Origin of the sequence: Mycobacterium sp. IS-1590, assembly GCF_001500025.1 — a bacterium.
Classification (GTDB): domain Bacteria; phylum Actinomycetota; class Actinomycetes; order Mycobacteriales; family Mycobacteriaceae; genus Mycobacterium.
This window is the reverse complement of sequence record NZ_LQIW01000001.1, coordinates 271,807-285,808: the sequence shown is the minus strand read 5'-3', so window position 1 is coordinate 285,808 and position 14,002 is coordinate 271,807. Positions and strand designations below refer to the sequence as shown.

Sequence of the window (14,002 nt, the reverse complement as noted above, 5' to 3'; positions counted from 1 at the left end):
TCCTCTCGTTACAGGCTGGCTAGGGCGGTTCGAATGTGGGCGAGGATGTGCGACGCCGAAGTCGGGGCGGGATAGGGCCCCGGATCGGAGGCGGCCAGGTTCGCGGCGCGGGCGTGGACGAACGCGGCCGCGGCGGCCGCCTCGCCGGCGGGCAGGCCCGCGGCAAGCAGCGCGCCGATGACGCCGGTCAACACATCGCCGGAACCCGCTGTGGCGGCCCAGGATTGGCCGGCGGGGCTGAGGTAGACCCGGCCGCCCGGTTCGGCGATGACCGTGACGTTGCCCTTCAGCAGCACGGTGACGCCCAGCCGGTCGGCGAGCCTGCGGGTGGCGCCGACGCGATCGTCGCCGGGCGGCGAACCGGCCAGGCGAGCGAACTCGCCCGCGTGCGGAGTCAACACCGTCGGCGCCTGGCGACCGTCGACGAGATCGGGGTGGGCGGCCAGGATCGTCAACCCGTCGGCGTCGACCACCACCGGCAGGCCGCTGTCCAATGCGAACCACAGGGCGGCCGCGCCAGTGTCGTCGGTACCGAGGCCGGGTCCCACGGCCCAGGTCTGCACCCGACCCGATGCGCTGGCACTCGGCGCGGCGATCACCTCCGGCCACTGCGTGAGGACCTGCTGCCCGGCGGTTCCGGCGTAGCGGACCATGCCCGACGTCGCGGCGACCGCCGCACCGGTGCACAGCACCGCGGCGCCGGGGTAGGTGGCGGAACCGGCGAGGATCCCGGTGACCCCCTGGGTGTACTTGTCGTCGGTCGGTCCTGGTATCGGCCAGCGGGCGGCCACATCGGCGGCATCGAACGAAACCATCTCCGAGGGCGACAACTGCAGACCGATGTCGATCAGGTCGACACGACCACATTCACCCAGTGCGTGAACGGGTTTGAAGCCGCCGAACGTCACGGTCACGGCTGCGCGCACATGGGGTCCGTCGGCGACCCCGGTCTGCACATCGATGCCGCTCGGGATGTCGACGGCCACCACCGGAACACCTGCTTCGTCGACCGCGGCGAACACCTCGGCGGCGTTGGGCCGCAGCGGCCCGGACCCGGAGATCCCCACCACGCCGTCGATCACGAGGTCGGTGCCCGCCGGAACCGATCCGACGATGCGCCCACCGGCAGCGGTGAACGCGGCGAGCGCCTTGGGGTGGGTGCGGTCCGGGTTCAGCAATATGGCGGCGGCCCCGGCGCCACGCCGGCGCAGGAACGTCGCGGCCCACAACGCATCGCCGCCGTTGTCACCGGAACCGACCACGGCGCAGATGTGTCGCCCGGAGATTCCGCCGGTGCGCAGCACCAGTTCCCGCGCGATCGCGACGGCAAGGCCGTTGGCGGCGCGGCGCATCAGGACACCGTCGGGCAGGGACGCCAATAGCGGCGCTTCAGCTTCGCGAATCTTCTCCGCGGTGTAGTAGTGCCGCATCGCTGACCACGTTAGTGGGCGCGGCGGCGCTCAGGACGCCGAAACTGAACTTATCGCCGAGATTCTCGCCGATCAGCCACCACAAGTTCAGTCTCGCGCGGTCGAGGTCCCCGACCCGGCCCGGCACTACTCGACGGTGACGGACTTGGCCAGGTTGCGGGGCTTGTCGACGTCATAGCCACGAGCCTGTGCGACGCCCGCGGCGAACACCTGCAGCGGGATGGTCGACAGCAGCGGCTGGAAAAGCGTTGACACCGCGGGGATCTCGATCAGGTGGTCGGCGTACGGGCGGACGGTGTCGTCGCCCTCCTCGGCGATCACGATGGTGACCGCGCCACGCGCCTGGATCTCGCGGATGTTCGACAGCAGCTTGGCGTGCAGCATCGGGGAGTTCTTCGGTGAGGGCATCACGACGATGACCGGGAGGTCGTCCTCGATCAGCGCGATCGGACCGTGTTTGAGCTCACCCGCCGCGAAGCCCTCGGCGTGCATGTAGGCCAGTTCCTTGAGCTTGAGCGCACCTTCGAGCGCGACCGGATAACCGACGTGCCTGCCGAGGAACAGCACGGTCGGCGACTGGGCGAAGCGGTGCGCCAACGCGCTGACCGGTTCGACGGTCTCCAGTACGCGGGCGACGAGCTCGGGCATGGCCTCCAGCTCGCGGTATTCACGCTCGACCTCGTCGGGGTACTTCGTGCCGCGCGCCTGTGCGAGTGCAAGCCCGACAAGGTAATTGGCCGCGATCTGGGCGAGAAAGGTCTTGGTCGACGCCACCCCGATCTCGGGTCCGGCGCGCGTGTAGAGCACGGCGTCGCATTCGCGCGGAATCTGGCTGCCGTTGGTGTTGCAGATCGCCAGCACCTTGGCCTTCTGCTCCTTGGCGTGGCGCACCGCCTCGAGGGTGTCGGCGGTCTCGCCGGACTGCGAGATCGCCACCACCAGGGTGTGACTGTCCAGAACCGGGTCGCGATAACGGAATTCGCTGGCGAGCTCGGCCTCGACGGGCAACCGGGTCCAGTGCTCGATCGCGTACTTGGCCAGCAGCCCGGAGTGGTAGGCGGTGCCGCACGCCACCACGAAGACCTTGTCGACCTCACGCAGTTCCTGATCGGACAACCGCTGTTCGTCGAGCACGATGCGGTTGTCGACGAAGTGGCCCAGCAGCGTGTCGGAGACCGCGGCGGGCTGCTCGGCGATCTCTTTGAGCATGAAGTACTCGTAGCCGCCCTTTTCGGCAGCCGACATGTCCCAGTCGATATGGAACGACCGGGCGCTCGCGCCGTCGTCCACGCCGTCGAAGTCGGTGATGCGATACCCGTCGGCGGTCACGACCACCGCCTGATCCTGGCCGAGCTCCACCGCGTCGCGGGTGTGCTCGATGAAGGCGGCCACATCCGAGCCGACGAACATCTCGCCGTCACCGACGCCGACCACCAGGGGCGTGGAGCGGCGCGCCGCAACGATCGTGCCGGGGTCGTCGGCGTTGGCGAACACCAACGTGAAGTGCCCTTCGAGGCGCCGCAGCACCGCGAGCACGGACGCGGCGAAATCTCCCGCGGTGGGGCCGTGGTGGAACTGCCAGGAGACCAGGTGCACCGCGACCTCGGTGTCGGTGTCGCTGGCGAACTCCACCCCCGTCTTCTCGAGTTCGGCGCGCAGCGCGGCGTAGTTCTCGATGATCCCGTTGTGGACGACGGCGATCTTGCCCGCGGCGTCGCGGTGCGGGTGGGCGTTGCGGTCGGTGGGCCTGCCGTGGGTGGCCCACCGGGTGTGCCCCAGGCCGGTGCTGCCCGCGAGGCTGGACGCGTCGGTGTCGGCCAGCGCTGATTCCAGGTTGGCGAGCCGACCGGCCCGGCGGCGGACCGTGAGCCCGCCGTGTCCGTCGAGCAGAGCAACCCCCGAGGAGTCGTAGCCTCGGTACTCCATCCGGCGCAGCGCATCGACGACGATGTCGCAGGCAGGACGCTGCCCGACGTACCCGACGATTCCGCACATAGGCATTCAGGGTAGTGCAAGAGCGGCCTGCAACCCCGTCGGCTACGGTCGTCTGGTGGCCAGCACGAAGAAGCTCTTCAAGGCCTTGACCCGACGCGGCCCGCACCGCGTTTTGCGAGGTGACCTGGCCTTTGCCGGGCTTCCCGGTGTCGTGTTCACCCCCGAGTCCGGCTTCAGCCTGCCCGGGGTGGCCTTCGGCCACGATTGGCTTGCCGCAGCCGACCGCTATTCGGGCACGTTGGAACATCTGGCGTCCTGGGGCATCGTCGCGGCGGCTCCGGCGACCGAGACGGGGTTGGCCCCCTCGGCGCTCAACTTCGCCTATGACCTGGGCACGACGCTCGACATCATCACCGGTGTCCGGCTGGGACCGGGTGAAATCAGCGTGCACCCCCACAAGCTCGGTGTGGTCGGCCACGGGTTCGGCGGGTCCGCGGCGGTGTTCGCCGCGGCGGGCCTGCCGGTCAAACCGAAATCCGTCGTTGCGATGTTCCCCACAGTGACCGCGCCACCGGCCGAAGAGCCTGCGGCGACGCTGCAGGTGCCCGGCCTGATTCTGGCCGACCCCGGGGATCCGATGTCGCTGCGGTCGAACGCTGTGGAGTTGGCCCGGGTGTGGCGGGGTGCGACCCTGCGCAACCTGCGCAAGCTCAAAGGCGGCGGGCTGATCGAAGGTCGCCGCCTGTCCCGCGTCGTCGGCCTGCCGGGCGCCGACCGTGGCACCCAGAAGGTGGTCCGCGCTCTGCTCACCGGATTCCTCCTGCACACGCTGACCGGCGACAAGACGTACCGGGATTTCGCCGACCCCGAGGTCGATCTGCCGAAGGCCTCGGTCATGGATCCGTTCGCCGACGACCCGGTGGACCTGGAGAACAAGGTCGTCGCGCTGTTGAAGCCCTGACCGAGACCAACCAACCGGTTGGGTGTATAACTCGATGATGCGCACCGGGATCTTCCTCAACTACACCGACGGCTTCCTGCAGGCCGTCGACCAGGTCGTCGAGCTCGAGAAGGTCGGCGTCGATCTCGCCCTGGTCGCCGAGGCGTACTCCTACGACGCGATCAGTCAGCTCGGCTTCCTGGCGGCCAGGACGACGCGCATGGAACTCGGGACCGGCGTCGTGCCGATCTACATCCGCACGCCGACGTTGTTGGGGATGACGGCCGCGGGCCTGGACTACGTCTCGGGAGGCCGATTCCGGCTCGGCATCGGCACGTCCGGCCCTCAGGTGATGGAGGGCTTCCATGGGGTGCCGTTCGACGCGCCGTTGGGACGCACCCGGGAAGTGGTCGAGATCTGCAGGCAGGTGTGGCGCCGCGAGCGTGTGCAGTTCGACGGAAAGCACTACCAGATCCCACTGCCCAGCGATCAGGGCACGGGCCTGGGCAAGCCGTTGCAACTGATCAATCATCCTGTGCGCGAACGTATTCCGATCACGATCGCCGCTCTGGGGCCAAAGAACGTCGAACTCACCGCGGAGATCGCCGAGGGGTGGCAGCCGGTGTTCTTCCACCCCGAGCAGGCCGATGCGGTGTGGGGTGAGGCGCTGCGCGCCGGCTTCGCCAAACGCGAACCCTCGTTGGGTCCGCTCGATGTCATGGTCAGCGCTCCCCTGGCCATCGGCGAGGACGTCGACGATCGGTTGTCCTGGGTGAAACCGCAGTTGGCGTTGTACATCGGCGGTATGGGTGCGCGCGGTCGTAACTTCTACCACAACCTGGCCACCCGCTACGGGTACGGCGAGGTCGCCAACACCATCCAGGACCTCTACCTCGCGGGCAAGAAAACCGAGGCGATCGCGGCGGTGCCCGACGAACTCGTGCGCAGCGTGTCGCTGGTCGGGCCGCGCGGCTTCGTCAAGGAGCGACTGGCCGCGTTCGCCGAGGCCGGTGCGACGACGCTTCTGCTGCAGCCACTTTCCGTCGACCGGCGTGAAATCGTGGGATTCGTCGAAGAACTGCACGGGTTGCTGCCCTAGCCGATTACGCCGAACGCCGATGCGCGTGTACTGTGGGCACAGCGGCATCTTCTGTTCTGCCTTTTGCCGCATCGCCGAAGGCGATAATCGACCTAGTTCGATCGTCACACCGAGCGCCGCGGATCATCCGCGCCGGGCAGGACGACCACACTGAACTTTCGGAGCTTTTACTTGTCTGTGCAAAACCCCTGTGGCACAACCGTGCCCACTTTCGCCGACCTCGGCCTGCCGAAGGCCGTAGTGGCCACTCTGGCCGCCGCCGGCGTCGAGTCACCGTTCCCGATCCAGGCAGCGACGCTGCCCGACTCGCTGGCCGGCCGCGATGTCCTCGGTCGCGGTCGCACCGGATCCGGGAAGACATACGCCTTCCTGCTGCCCGTGGTGACGAGACTCACTGCGAGCCCGGCCAAACGCGTTCCCGGCCGTCCCCGTGCGCTCATCCTCGCGCCGACGCGCGAACTGGCCGCCCAGATCAGCGCGTCACTCGCACCGCTGGCGGCGGCCACCGATCTGCGCACCGTGACGATCATCGGCGGCGTCGGGCCCAATCCCCAGATCCAGGCGCTGCGTCAAGGCGTCGACATTGTCATCGCCTGCCCGGGCAGGCTCGAAGACCACGTGAAATCGCGCCATGCCGACCTGTCGGGCGTCGAGATCACCGTGCTCGATGAAGCCGACCACATGGCCGACCTCGGCTTCCTTCCTCCGGTGAAACGCCTGCTGGACAAGACCCCTCGCACGGGGCAGCGGATGCTGTTCTCCGCCACACTCGACGGCGGCGTCGACGTGCTCGTCAAGCGGTACCTGACCGATCCCGTTGTGCACAGCGTCGATTCCGAACAGTCGCCGGTGACGGCGATGGAGCACCACGTACTGCACGTCGACAAGGCGGCCCGCCTCGGCGTGCTGGCCGACCTGGCCGCGTCTCCCGGCCGGACCATCGTGTTCGCGCGCACCAAGCACGGCGCCAAGAACCTTGCCCGACAGCTGAACTCACGCGGCGTATCGGCAGTGGAACTGCACGGCAACCTGTCGCAGAACGCTCGCACCCGCAACCTCGCGGCGTTCTCCGACGGCTCGGCGACCGTGCTGGTCGCTACCGACATCGCCGCGCGGGGCATCCACGTCAACGACGTGAGCCTCGTCGTGCACGCCGACCCACCCGTCGAACACAAGGCGTACCTGCACCGGTCGGGACGCACGGCGCGTGCGGGGGCCGACGGCACGGTGGTGACGCTGATGCTCGACGAACAGGTGTCCGACGTGCGACAGCTGACCCGCAAGGCCGGGGTCAAGCCGACGATCACCCGCTTCAGCGGCTCCTCGCATCCGGTTCTGAGTGAGATCGCCCCTGGCGAGCGGACGTTCGGTGACCCGATCGTCGCCAGCAGACCCGAACCCACGCGGCCACACCAGACGTCGACGGCCAGGGACCATCAGCAGCGGCGTCGGCGCCCGACGCGGTCGCGGCGTCCCGCGAGGGCCTAGCGCAGACGATCGCCGGACACCGGCGAGGCCCTGATGCGTTCGGCCAGTGACACCGTTGCCAAGGCGACGGAGACCGGAAGCCAGATGGGACTGCTCCACGCGAACGGCACCGCATCGGTGAAGTACTCGGTGGTCCCGCTGACGATAGGGCTGTGGTCGCCGACGAGCGAGCCCCCCGCACCGATGATGACGAAGAACAGAAGCTCTCGCAGCCGCAACTTCGTCGGAGCGACGCTACCTCATGGGCGCCGGAAGATGCTCCGCGCAGCAAACTTTGGGCAGTAGCTGGCCCGTCTTTCCGTTGCGGCAACGCCGGATTGTCATCAATTTGGTTACCCAAACGTGACCACAGATGTGGTGATCATCGTGCAGCCTTGGGTATCCGGGTTTCACTCCTGAAGGGGGTGCGGCAATGGGAACGATCACCTACCCACCGCGCATCACGTCCGAGCGCGGTGCGCGAATCTCGACGACGCCCAGGGGCCACGTACGTCACGAGATCGACAGCGGGGCCGTCCATTTCTGGTGTGACCACTGCGGTACCAACCACCGGAGTCGGTTGATCGCCGCCGAGTGTGTCCGACTGCTGGTCAACGGCCCCGACCGGGACTTCCGTTCGTAACTGTCGATCATTCGCCGACCTGCGGTAGCTCATCGGCGGCGATCTCGCACGGCGTACCGGCCTCTGATGGCTGCGGCGGCACCGCGAGCGGCTCGGGCGGCACCGCAGATGCTCCCGGAGGCACGGTCGGCGGTTCTGGAGGCACCGTTGCGGGCGGCTCCTCGGGCGGTGCGGGCTCGGAATCCGGTGGCGGTTCGGGTTGACACATCGTCTCGGCGACCGCGGGATCGGTGGCGTCGTCGGGTTCTGCCGCCTCATCCTCGCCCTCCTCGCCAGCCCCAGTCGCCCCTGAAGTCTCCTGCGTCTCTGTCGTTTCACCGTCATCGAGCTCGTCGGGATCGGGTGTGGGCAGGCCGTTGCGCTCGTCATCGTCGACGGCGGCGTCGAGCGCACCGTCGCCCAGCAATCCGCCGAGCATGTCACCCAATTGCTGGCCGAAACTCGTTAGACCGCCTCCGAAGTCGGGCAATCCTCCGCCGAGCGAGGGCAACGACGGAGCGGCCGCCGACTGCGGGACCGGAGCTTCGGTCGGCAGCGGCGTCACCGCCGGCGGTGCGAACGGCGGCGGTGCGACGGGTAGGGCAGCGGATGCGCCCCATCCGGCCGGTGGGACGGGAGACGGCGCAACCGGGTTTGCCGCGGCGCCCGCTGCGGAGGTCGCGGGTACACCCGCCACCGGCGTTTCGGCGACACCCGCCGCCGACGATGGCGGCCACGCCGGTCCGAGATCGCCGGGGATGTCGAACGTCGCTGCCGCCTCGGATGCCAGCTGCGCCGTCGCCGCCTCGTAGGCCGCGTTGATCGAATCGGTGGCCTCCCGCATCGCGGCAACCCACTCGCCGCCGATCACGGTGTCCACGAACGGCTTAACCTCGTGGTCGACCAGCTCACTGGCGACCGCCCGGTCGCCGGCACCCGTGGTGACGGTGTGCGCCGCCGCCAACCAGTCCTCGCGTCTGGCTTGTACACCGTCGGCGATGCCCACCACCGTCGCCACTTTGTCGTCCACCGCCCGCCACAACCGCTCACGCAGCTCGGTCAGCGCGGATGCGGCGCTGCGAGCGGCCGTCGCAGCGACGGTGGCCGCTTCGTCGTGGCGGCGCAGAAACTCCCGAGATGCGTTCGCGCCGATGCCCTGCCATGAGCTCGTCAGCGCGGCCAGCTGAGCTTCCTGGCGCACCAGCGCATCCTCGACCGCCGTCGCGGCCACCTGCAGTGCAGCACAGTCAGACTCGAGAGCGCCGAGGTCCAAACCGGCCTCGGCGGCGTACCAGTCGTGCACCTGTCCGGGGTGTGCCGTCAGGTCAGGATGTCGATAGCCCAGGCTCTGACACGCCAGGACATACTGCGCGACATCATCGACACCCGGCCCACCGTCCGCTAATCGTGCGCTGGCATCGAAGGTCTCGCCCATGTCAACCCAATCGTTCGGCGGCGCGTGCGTCGGCTTCGGCGTATCGGTCGGCGGCTGCCCGGAGCGCGACGGCGATCTCGGCCGACGCGCGGGACCACAGCCGCAACTGGCGCACCACGTCGTCGACCGCTGACCGCACCGCGTCACCACCGGCGACATAGGATCGTCCCGCACCCGACCCGTCAAACACCAAGCCGCCCAGATGCGTCCGCACGGTGGCGTCGACGGTGTCGGCCACACCCTGGTAGTGCCGCGCGACGCTCAACAAGGTGGCGGCGTCGACACGAGTTGTGTCCATATAGGGGTTGGACGCGCGCCGACGGCGGGCGGTTCCACGCTCAGCGTTGCGCGCTGACCTGCTCGGCCACCCGCACGGCCAACTGCCGTGCGGTGTCTTCGTCGGCAGCTTCCACCATCACCCGCACGACTTGCTCGGTTCCCGACGGGCGCAGCAGGATTCGACCGGTATCGCCGAGTTCGGCTTCCACCTCGGCGACCGCGGTGCGTACCGACGGCGCGTCGGCGACGGTCGCCTTGTCCGCGACTTCGACGTTGATCAGAACTTGAGGCAGCGTCCGCATCGGCTCGGCCAGCACGGCGAGTGGGCTGCGGGTCTGCGCCATGCGCGACATCAACCGCAACCCGGTGACGATGCCGTCGCCCGTCGTACCGAACGTCGGCATCACGATGTGGCCGGACTGCTCACCGCCGAGCGAATATCCGCCGGCGCGCAGTTCCTCGAGCACGTAGCGATCCCCCACACTCGTCGTGCACACCTCGATCCCGGCCGCCCGCATGGCCAGGTGCAGGCCGAGATTGCTCATCACGGTCGTCACCAAGGTGTTCGACGCCAGCTCGCCACTCTGCTGCATGGCGAGGGCGAGAATGACCATGATCGCGTCACCGTCGATGACGCGCCCGTGGGCGTCGACCGCGAGGCACCGGTCGGCGTCGCCGTCGTGTGCGAGGCCCAGGTCGGCTCCGTAGGACACCACCGCGGACCGCAGAGTCTCCATATGCGTCGAGCCACAGCGCTCGTTGATGTTCAACCCGTCAGGCTGGGCATTGATCGTGATGACGTTGGCTCCCGCGGCGCGGTAGGCCTGCGGGGCGGCGGCCCAGGCGGCGCCGTGGGCGCAGTCGACGACGACGGTGAGATGGTCCAGCCTGGTCGTGACGGCCTTGCCGACATGCCGCAGATAGCGGTCAAGGGCGTCCCCGGCGTCCACCACTCGGCCGATACGGGCGCCGGTGGGCCGGTTACCCGGACCCTGGTGGACCAGTTCCTCGATCCGGTCCTCGGTGGCGTCGTCGAGTTTGTGGCCGCCGGGGCCGAAGATCTTGATGCCGTTGTCGGGCATCGGATTGTGCGAGGCGCTGATCATGACGCCGAAGTCGGCGTCGTACGCGCTGGTCAGGTAGGCGACGGCCGGGGTCGGCAGTATCCCCACCCGCAGCGCATCGACGCCCTCGCTGGTCAGCCCGGCGATGACCGCCGCCTCGAGCATCTCTCCGCTGGCCCGGGGGTCGCGGCCGACGACGGCCACCCGCCTGGCGTGCCCACCGGCGGTGGCCAACCGGCGTGCCGCCGCCGAACCGAGGGCCAAGGCCAGTTCGGCGGTCAGATCCTGGTTGGCGACGCCGCGCACGCCGTCGGTGCCGAACAGTCGAGCCATGCCGACAAACTTCTCATAAATGGCCGCTGCAGAGCCAACCGCGTGGGTCGTGGGTCGTGCCGTCGCCGAATCGGTACCCAGACGCGACTCACCGCCCGTATCCGGTCGGATGCGGGCGGTGAGGTCGAAGGGGTTATTCACGGTTCGGCAGGTCAGCCTCCGAGGATGCCGAGAATCTGGTTCAGCAGATCGATGATCGGCTGCAGCGGGTTGGGCGGCACGGGCAGTCCACCCGCGAGCGAACACAGCAGCGAGCCGAGCAAGCCGCCACCCGGATCCGCGGTGATGTTGAGCACCACCTGATTCAGGTCCACGATCAGGCCGAGCAGCTCCAGATGCAGAGGCCCCAACACCAGGTTGAGGACATCGCAAACGGCCTGCTGGCTCGCGAAACGGACCTGGTCGTCCTGGCCGGTCGTCGCCGATGACGGCTGCGCTTCTGAGCCCGGTGCCGAGATCTCGTTGACGGGCATCGAGAAATTCGAAATGTTGACATCCTGGGCCGCGCCCCGATCACCCGGTGCGTTCCCCGGTTGCGGCTGCCCCGGCGAGACCAGCTTGCCGATCAGCTGACCGGTCAACGCGATGCCGGTGTTCGACGAGGTCGCCCCGTTGCCGTCGGCGGTCGCCGGTCCCTCTTGTTGGGTCACTTCCTTGGCGCCGGTCGCCACGAACTGCCCGTTGAACTTGACCCCATCCGGGCCGGTCCCCTGCACCTGGACGACGTTCTTCTTTCCCACGCCCGGTGGCTGCGCTGCAGCAGTTCCGCTGCCGGTCAGCCCCCCCACCAGCACCAACATTGCGGCGCTCACCAATACGGTGAGCAATCGCGTGAGGTGAGTTTTCATGATCACTCCATTCATCATTCAAAGAAGCAGCGGCCCGGCCCCCCGACTGCTCCTGACGTCACGCCGGTGGCGGTATTGGACCGCCCTGCGCAGCATCCGTGCTTCCACGGCGGTGGTTCCTCGTGAAATGGAGAGATAAACAGCAAATACCGAATTAATTTTCGGCCCCGTAAGTATGTCGAACCGACCTAATTAGCTACGAGGTCAACAAGGTCTTCATCGCCGCATGAACGGGCGCGATAGCCGATCACACAATTGTTCACCGACGCGGCAAACTTTTTTCGGTACCCAGACGGTGCCGAGGTGGTGTGAGATACACCGCAGCGGGCTGAATGCAAAAACCGCCGGTGTGCGATGCACATCCGGCGGTTTTCGCGGAGCGATCAGCGCTTGCTGTACTGAGGCGCCTTGCGGGCCTTCTTCAGGCCGTACTTCTTGCGCTCGATGGCCCGCGGGTCGCGGGTCAGGAAGCCGGCCTTCTTCAGTGCCGGCCGGTCCTCGGGCTGCACCAGGATCAGGGCCCTGGCGATGGCAAGACGCAGCGCGCCCGCCTGACCGGAGGGGCCGCCACCGTCGAGATGGGCGTAGATGTCGAAGCTCTCCAGCCGATCGACGGTGACCAGCGGAGCCTTGATCAGCTGCTGGTGGACCTTGTTCGGGAAATAGGCCTCGAGGCTACGGCCGTCGAGGTTGAACTGGCCCGTTCCCGGAACCAGGCGAACCCGGACCACGGCTTCCTTGCGGCGGCCGACGGTCTGGATGGGGCGGTCGATGAAGACCGGCTCACGGGGCGTCGCCTCGGTGGCTGCCTCGGTCACGGCTTCGGTGTTGTCGACGGTCTCGGTGCCAGTCGCCTCTGTCATTGCGCCACCTGCTTGATCTCGTACGGAATCGGCTGCTGGGCGGTGTGCGGATGATCCGGCCCGACATAGACCCGCAGCTTCTTCTTCACCTGACGGCCCAGTTTGGTGTGGGGAATCATGCCGAGGATCGCCCTCTCGACGACCCGGTCGGCGTGCTTCTCCATCTCCTCGCCGAGGGAGCGCTTGCGCAGACCACCGGGGTAACCCGAGTGGCGGTAGAAAAACGTGCGGTCCGCCTTGTTTCCGGCGATCGCGATCTTCTCGGCGTTGACGATGATGACGAAATCGCCACCGTCGACGTTCGGCGTGTATGTCGGCTTGTGCTTGCCGCGCAGCAGATTGGCTGCTGCCACGGCGAGCCGGCCGAGCACCACGTCGGTGGCGTCGATGACGTACCACGAACGTGTGGTGTCACCCGCCTTCGGCGTGTACGTAGGCACAGCGCTACCTCTCCTCTATCGGGTTTCCTGTCCCGGTGGCCCGGGTGCCGGTCAGGCGCATCCGGTGGGGTTGATCTCGGCGACCGACGTTGACCCGAGGACCCGTGCTTACCGCACGCCAACGAGGCAGCTTACCTGGGCGCGTCACCGCAGGTCAAAACGGTGCAGGGCCCGCGGTCCCGAGGATGAAGCCAAAGCATAGGGAAATCCCTGATTCGTTTTCGTTTCCACGCACTTAGCGTCGTCGCGGGGGTGGCAGCAAACCGGCCGTCTCGCATCCGAAAGTTCAAGAAGTCAATGGAGTGAAAATGATTCGTGGCTTGATCGTTGCCGCATTCGTCGTCGCGGCAACCGCCGCCGGGGCCGCCACCGCATCTGCGGACACGTACTACAAGAACTGCTCCGCCGCGCGTGAGGCCGGCGTGACACCGATCATGCAGGGCGAGGACGGCTACGCGCCGCACCTGGACCGCGACAACGACGGTATCGCCTGCGAGTAGTCGACGGTGTGCGCCACCGTGGCCGCTCTCCTCGACCACGGTGGCGCTTGCCGTGCGGCTTCTGGCTCCCCTCCAGTCGGCACCGCACAGATCTGTTGCCGTCAGGCGCCCCAAGCGCCTGCGGCGCTGCGGTCGGTGGCGGCCACGTCGTCGGCGCCGTCGCGAACCGCGTTGCCGAGGCTGTACAGGATCTCGTTGAGCGCGCCGGCCGCCTGTTCCCACCGGGCCTGCTCGAGCCGGTACGCCTCGGCCGCCTGGCGGGTCCATACCTCCTGAAGCGGCGCGATCTGCGCACGCAGCTCTTGGAGAGCCCCGTTCAGCCGGCTCGAGGTGGCATGGATCTCCTGCCGGACCGTGTACTCGATCTCGTCGAAGTTGTACGACAACACGTGGTCCATCACGGCTCCTCTACAGGTTGTTGGCCACCGCGTCGATGCGGTGCGAATGGCTCTCGTTGGCTTCCCGCAGGGTCTGCTGGTTGAGCCGGATGGTTTCGGCGATGCGCTGCAGCGAGGCATGCAGTTTCAGCGATTCGGCATTCCATCGGTCGACGACGTCGCGGAAGCGCGTCGCCGCGACACCGCCCCATACCGACGGCGGCACGGCCGTCATGCGCCCGATGAACGACTGCAGCATCGCGCGAATCTCCTCGTTACGCGCGTCGGTCTGGCCGGCGACCGCGGCCATCAGGTCGAAATCGGTGTTGAGCGAACCGCCTTGCGGTGTCGTCATGGGCATCCTCTCCTC

Annotated in this window: 15 protein-coding genes and 1 pseudogene; 5 read left to right on the top strand and 11 right to left on the bottom strand. The window is 67.8% G+C overall.

Annotation, left to right across the window (positions count from 1 at the left end; all coding sequences use genetic code 11):
• Positions 1-8 precede the first annotated feature (8 nt).
• Positions 9-1,430, bottom strand: a complete 1,422-nt coding sequence (locus AU197_RS01390; protein ID WP_064400583.1) for an NAD(P)H-hydrate dehydratase — start codon at positions 1,428-1,430, stop codon at positions 9-11.
• 126 nt (positions 1,431-1,556) lie between these two features.
• Positions 1,557-3,425 carry a glutamine--fructose-6-phosphate transaminase (isomerizing) gene (gene glmS / locus AU197_RS01385; RefSeq protein WP_064400582.1) on the bottom strand — a complete coding sequence of 623 codons (1,869 nt, stop codon included), beginning with the start codon at positions 3,423-3,425 and terminating at the stop codon, positions 1,557-1,559.
• Between the two features lie 55 nt (positions 3,426-3,480).
• On the opposite strand from glmS, the gene AU197_RS01380 reads away from it, so the two are divergent.
• From AU197_RS01380 to AU197_RS01370, 3 genes are all read left to right on the top strand, one after another.
• On the top strand, positions 3,481-4,326 hold the full coding sequence (locus tag AU197_RS01380; RefSeq protein WP_064400581.1) for a dienelactone hydrolase family protein: 846 nt from the start codon (positions 3,481-3,483) through the stop codon (positions 4,324-4,326).
• A 37-nt stretch (positions 4,327-4,363) separates the two neighbouring features.
• Positions 4,364-5,404, top strand: coding sequence for an LLM class F420-dependent oxidoreductase (locus AU197_RS01375; protein ID WP_064400855.1), 1,041 nt, complete (start codon positions 4,364-4,366; stop codon positions 5,402-5,404).
• Positions 5,405-5,605: 201 nt separating this feature from the next.
• Positions 5,606-6,892, top strand: a complete 1,287-nt coding sequence (locus tag AU197_RS01370) for a DEAD/DEAH box helicase (protein ID WP_064400580.1) — start codon at positions 5,606-5,608, stop codon at positions 6,890-6,892.
• Here AU197_RS01370 and AU197_RS01365 read toward each other — a convergent pair.
• Positions 6,889-7,110, bottom strand: coding sequence for a hypothetical protein (locus tag AU197_RS01365; RefSeq protein WP_064400579.1), 222 nt, complete (start codon positions 7,108-7,110; stop codon positions 6,889-6,891). The two genes, AU197_RS01370 and AU197_RS01365, sit on opposite strands and share 4 nt — an antisense overlap.
• A 194-nt stretch (positions 7,111-7,304) precedes the next feature.
• Here AU197_RS01365 and AU197_RS01360 point away from each other — a divergent pair, with 194 nt between their 5' ends.
• Positions 7,305-7,514, top strand: a complete 210-nt coding sequence (locus AU197_RS01360) for a hypothetical protein (protein WP_064400578.1) — start codon at positions 7,305-7,307, stop codon at positions 7,512-7,514.
• 7 nt (positions 7,515-7,521) lie between these two features.
• On the opposite strand, the gene AU197_RS01355 is transcribed toward AU197_RS01360, so the two are convergent.
• The 6 genes from AU197_RS01355 to rplM form a co-directional block, all read right to left on the bottom strand.
• Positions 7,522-8,928: a hypothetical protein gene (locus tag AU197_RS01355; protein WP_064400577.1), complete on the bottom strand. Its 1,407-nt coding sequence runs from the start codon at positions 8,926-8,928 to the stop codon at positions 7,522-7,524.
• A gap of 1 nt (position 8,929) precedes the next feature.
• The gene (locus tag AU197_RS01350; protein WP_064400576.1) at positions 8,930-9,226 is read right to left on the bottom strand and encodes a DUF7162 family protein; all 297 of its coding nucleotides are present in this window, start codon (positions 9,224-9,226) and stop codon (positions 8,930-8,932) included.
• A 40-nt stretch (positions 9,227-9,266) separates the two neighbouring features.
• The gene (gene glmM / locus AU197_RS01345) at positions 9,267-10,604 is read right to left on the bottom strand and encodes a phosphoglucosamine mutase (protein WP_064400575.1); all 1,338 of its coding nucleotides are present in this window, start codon (positions 10,602-10,604) and stop codon (positions 9,267-9,269) included.
• A 152-nt stretch (positions 10,605-10,756) separates the two neighbouring features.
• Positions 10,757-11,452 (bottom strand): hypothetical protein, encoded by a 696-nt coding sequence (locus tag AU197_RS26405; RefSeq protein WP_197415424.1) that lies wholly within the window; start codon positions 11,450-11,452, stop codon positions 10,757-10,759.
• A 383-nt stretch (positions 11,453-11,835) separates the two neighbouring features.
• Positions 11,836-12,315, bottom strand: a complete 480-nt coding sequence (gene rpsI, locus AU197_RS01335; protein ID WP_064400573.1) for a 30S ribosomal protein S9 — start codon at positions 12,313-12,315, stop codon at positions 11,836-11,838.
• The gene (rplM, locus tag AU197_RS01330; RefSeq protein ID WP_064400572.1) at positions 12,312-12,755 is read right to left on the bottom strand and encodes a 50S ribosomal protein L13; all 444 of its coding nucleotides are present in this window, start codon (positions 12,753-12,755) and stop codon (positions 12,312-12,314) included. The genes rpsI and rplM overlap by 4 nt, the downstream gene beginning before the upstream one ends.
• Positions 12,756-13,144: 389 nt before the next feature.
• Here rplM and AU197_RS26555 point away from each other — a divergent pair.
• Positions 13,145-13,255, top strand: a pseudogene (locus AU197_RS26555) (excalibur calcium-binding domain-containing protein); the annotation flags it as partial.
• Positions 13,256-13,356: 101 nt separating this feature from the next.
• Here AU197_RS26555 and AU197_RS01320 read toward each other — a convergent pair.
• Together AU197_RS01320 and AU197_RS01315 are read right to left on the bottom strand one after the other, a co-directional pair.
• The gene (locus AU197_RS01320) at positions 13,357-13,653 is read right to left on the bottom strand and encodes a WXG100 family type VII secretion target (RefSeq protein ID WP_064400570.1); all 297 of its coding nucleotides are present in this window, start codon (positions 13,651-13,653) and stop codon (positions 13,357-13,359) included.
• Positions 13,654-13,663: 10 nt separating this feature from the next.
• Complete coding sequence (locus tag AU197_RS01315; RefSeq protein WP_064400569.1) at positions 13,664-13,987, bottom strand: WXG100 family type VII secretion target; 324 nt, start codon at positions 13,985-13,987, stop codon at positions 13,664-13,666.
• Positions 13,988-14,002: the final 15 nt, after the last annotated feature.

Bases quoted from the DNA above. Each gene is read 5' to 3' on its own strand.
- AU197_RS01390 (WP_064400583.1), bottom strand. From the start codon at position 1,430: ATGCGGCACTACTACACCGCGGAGAAGATTCGCGAAGCTGAAGCGCCG.
- glmS (WP_064400582.1), bottom strand. From the start codon at position 3,425: ATGTGCGGAATCGTCGGGTACGTCGGGCAGCGTCCTGCCTGCGACATC.
- AU197_RS01375 (WP_064400855.1), top strand. From the start codon at position 4,364: ATGCGCACCGGGATCTTCCTCAACTACACCGACGGCTTCCTGCAGGCC.
- AU197_RS01360 (WP_064400578.1), top strand. From the start codon at position 7,305: ATGGGAACGATCACCTACCCACCGCGCATCACGTCCGAGCGCGGTGCG.
- AU197_RS01355 (WP_064400577.1), bottom strand. From the start codon at position 8,928: ATGGGCGAGACCTTCGATGCCAGCGCACGATTAGCGGACGGTGGGCCG.
- AU197_RS01350 (WP_064400576.1), bottom strand. From the start codon at position 9,226: ATGGACACAACTCGTGTCGACGCCGCCACCTTGTTGAGCGTCGCGCGG.
- glmM (WP_064400575.1), bottom strand. From the start codon at position 10,604: ATGGCTCGACTGTTCGGCACCGACGGCGTGCGCGGCGTCGCCAACCAG.
- AU197_RS26405 (WP_197415424.1), bottom strand. From the start codon at position 11,452: ATGAAAACTCACCTCACGCGATTGCTCACCGTATTGGTGAGCGCCGCA.
- rpsI (WP_064400573.1), bottom strand. From the start codon at position 12,315: ATGACAGAGGCGACTGGCACCGAGACCGTCGACAACACCGAAGCCGTG.
- AU197_RS01320 (WP_064400570.1), bottom strand. From the start codon at position 13,653: ATGGACCACGTGTTGTCGTACAACTTCGACGAGATCGAGTACACGGTC.
- AU197_RS01315 (WP_064400569.1), bottom strand. From the start codon at position 13,987: ATGACGACACCGCAAGGCGGTTCGCTCAACACCGATTTCGACCTGATG.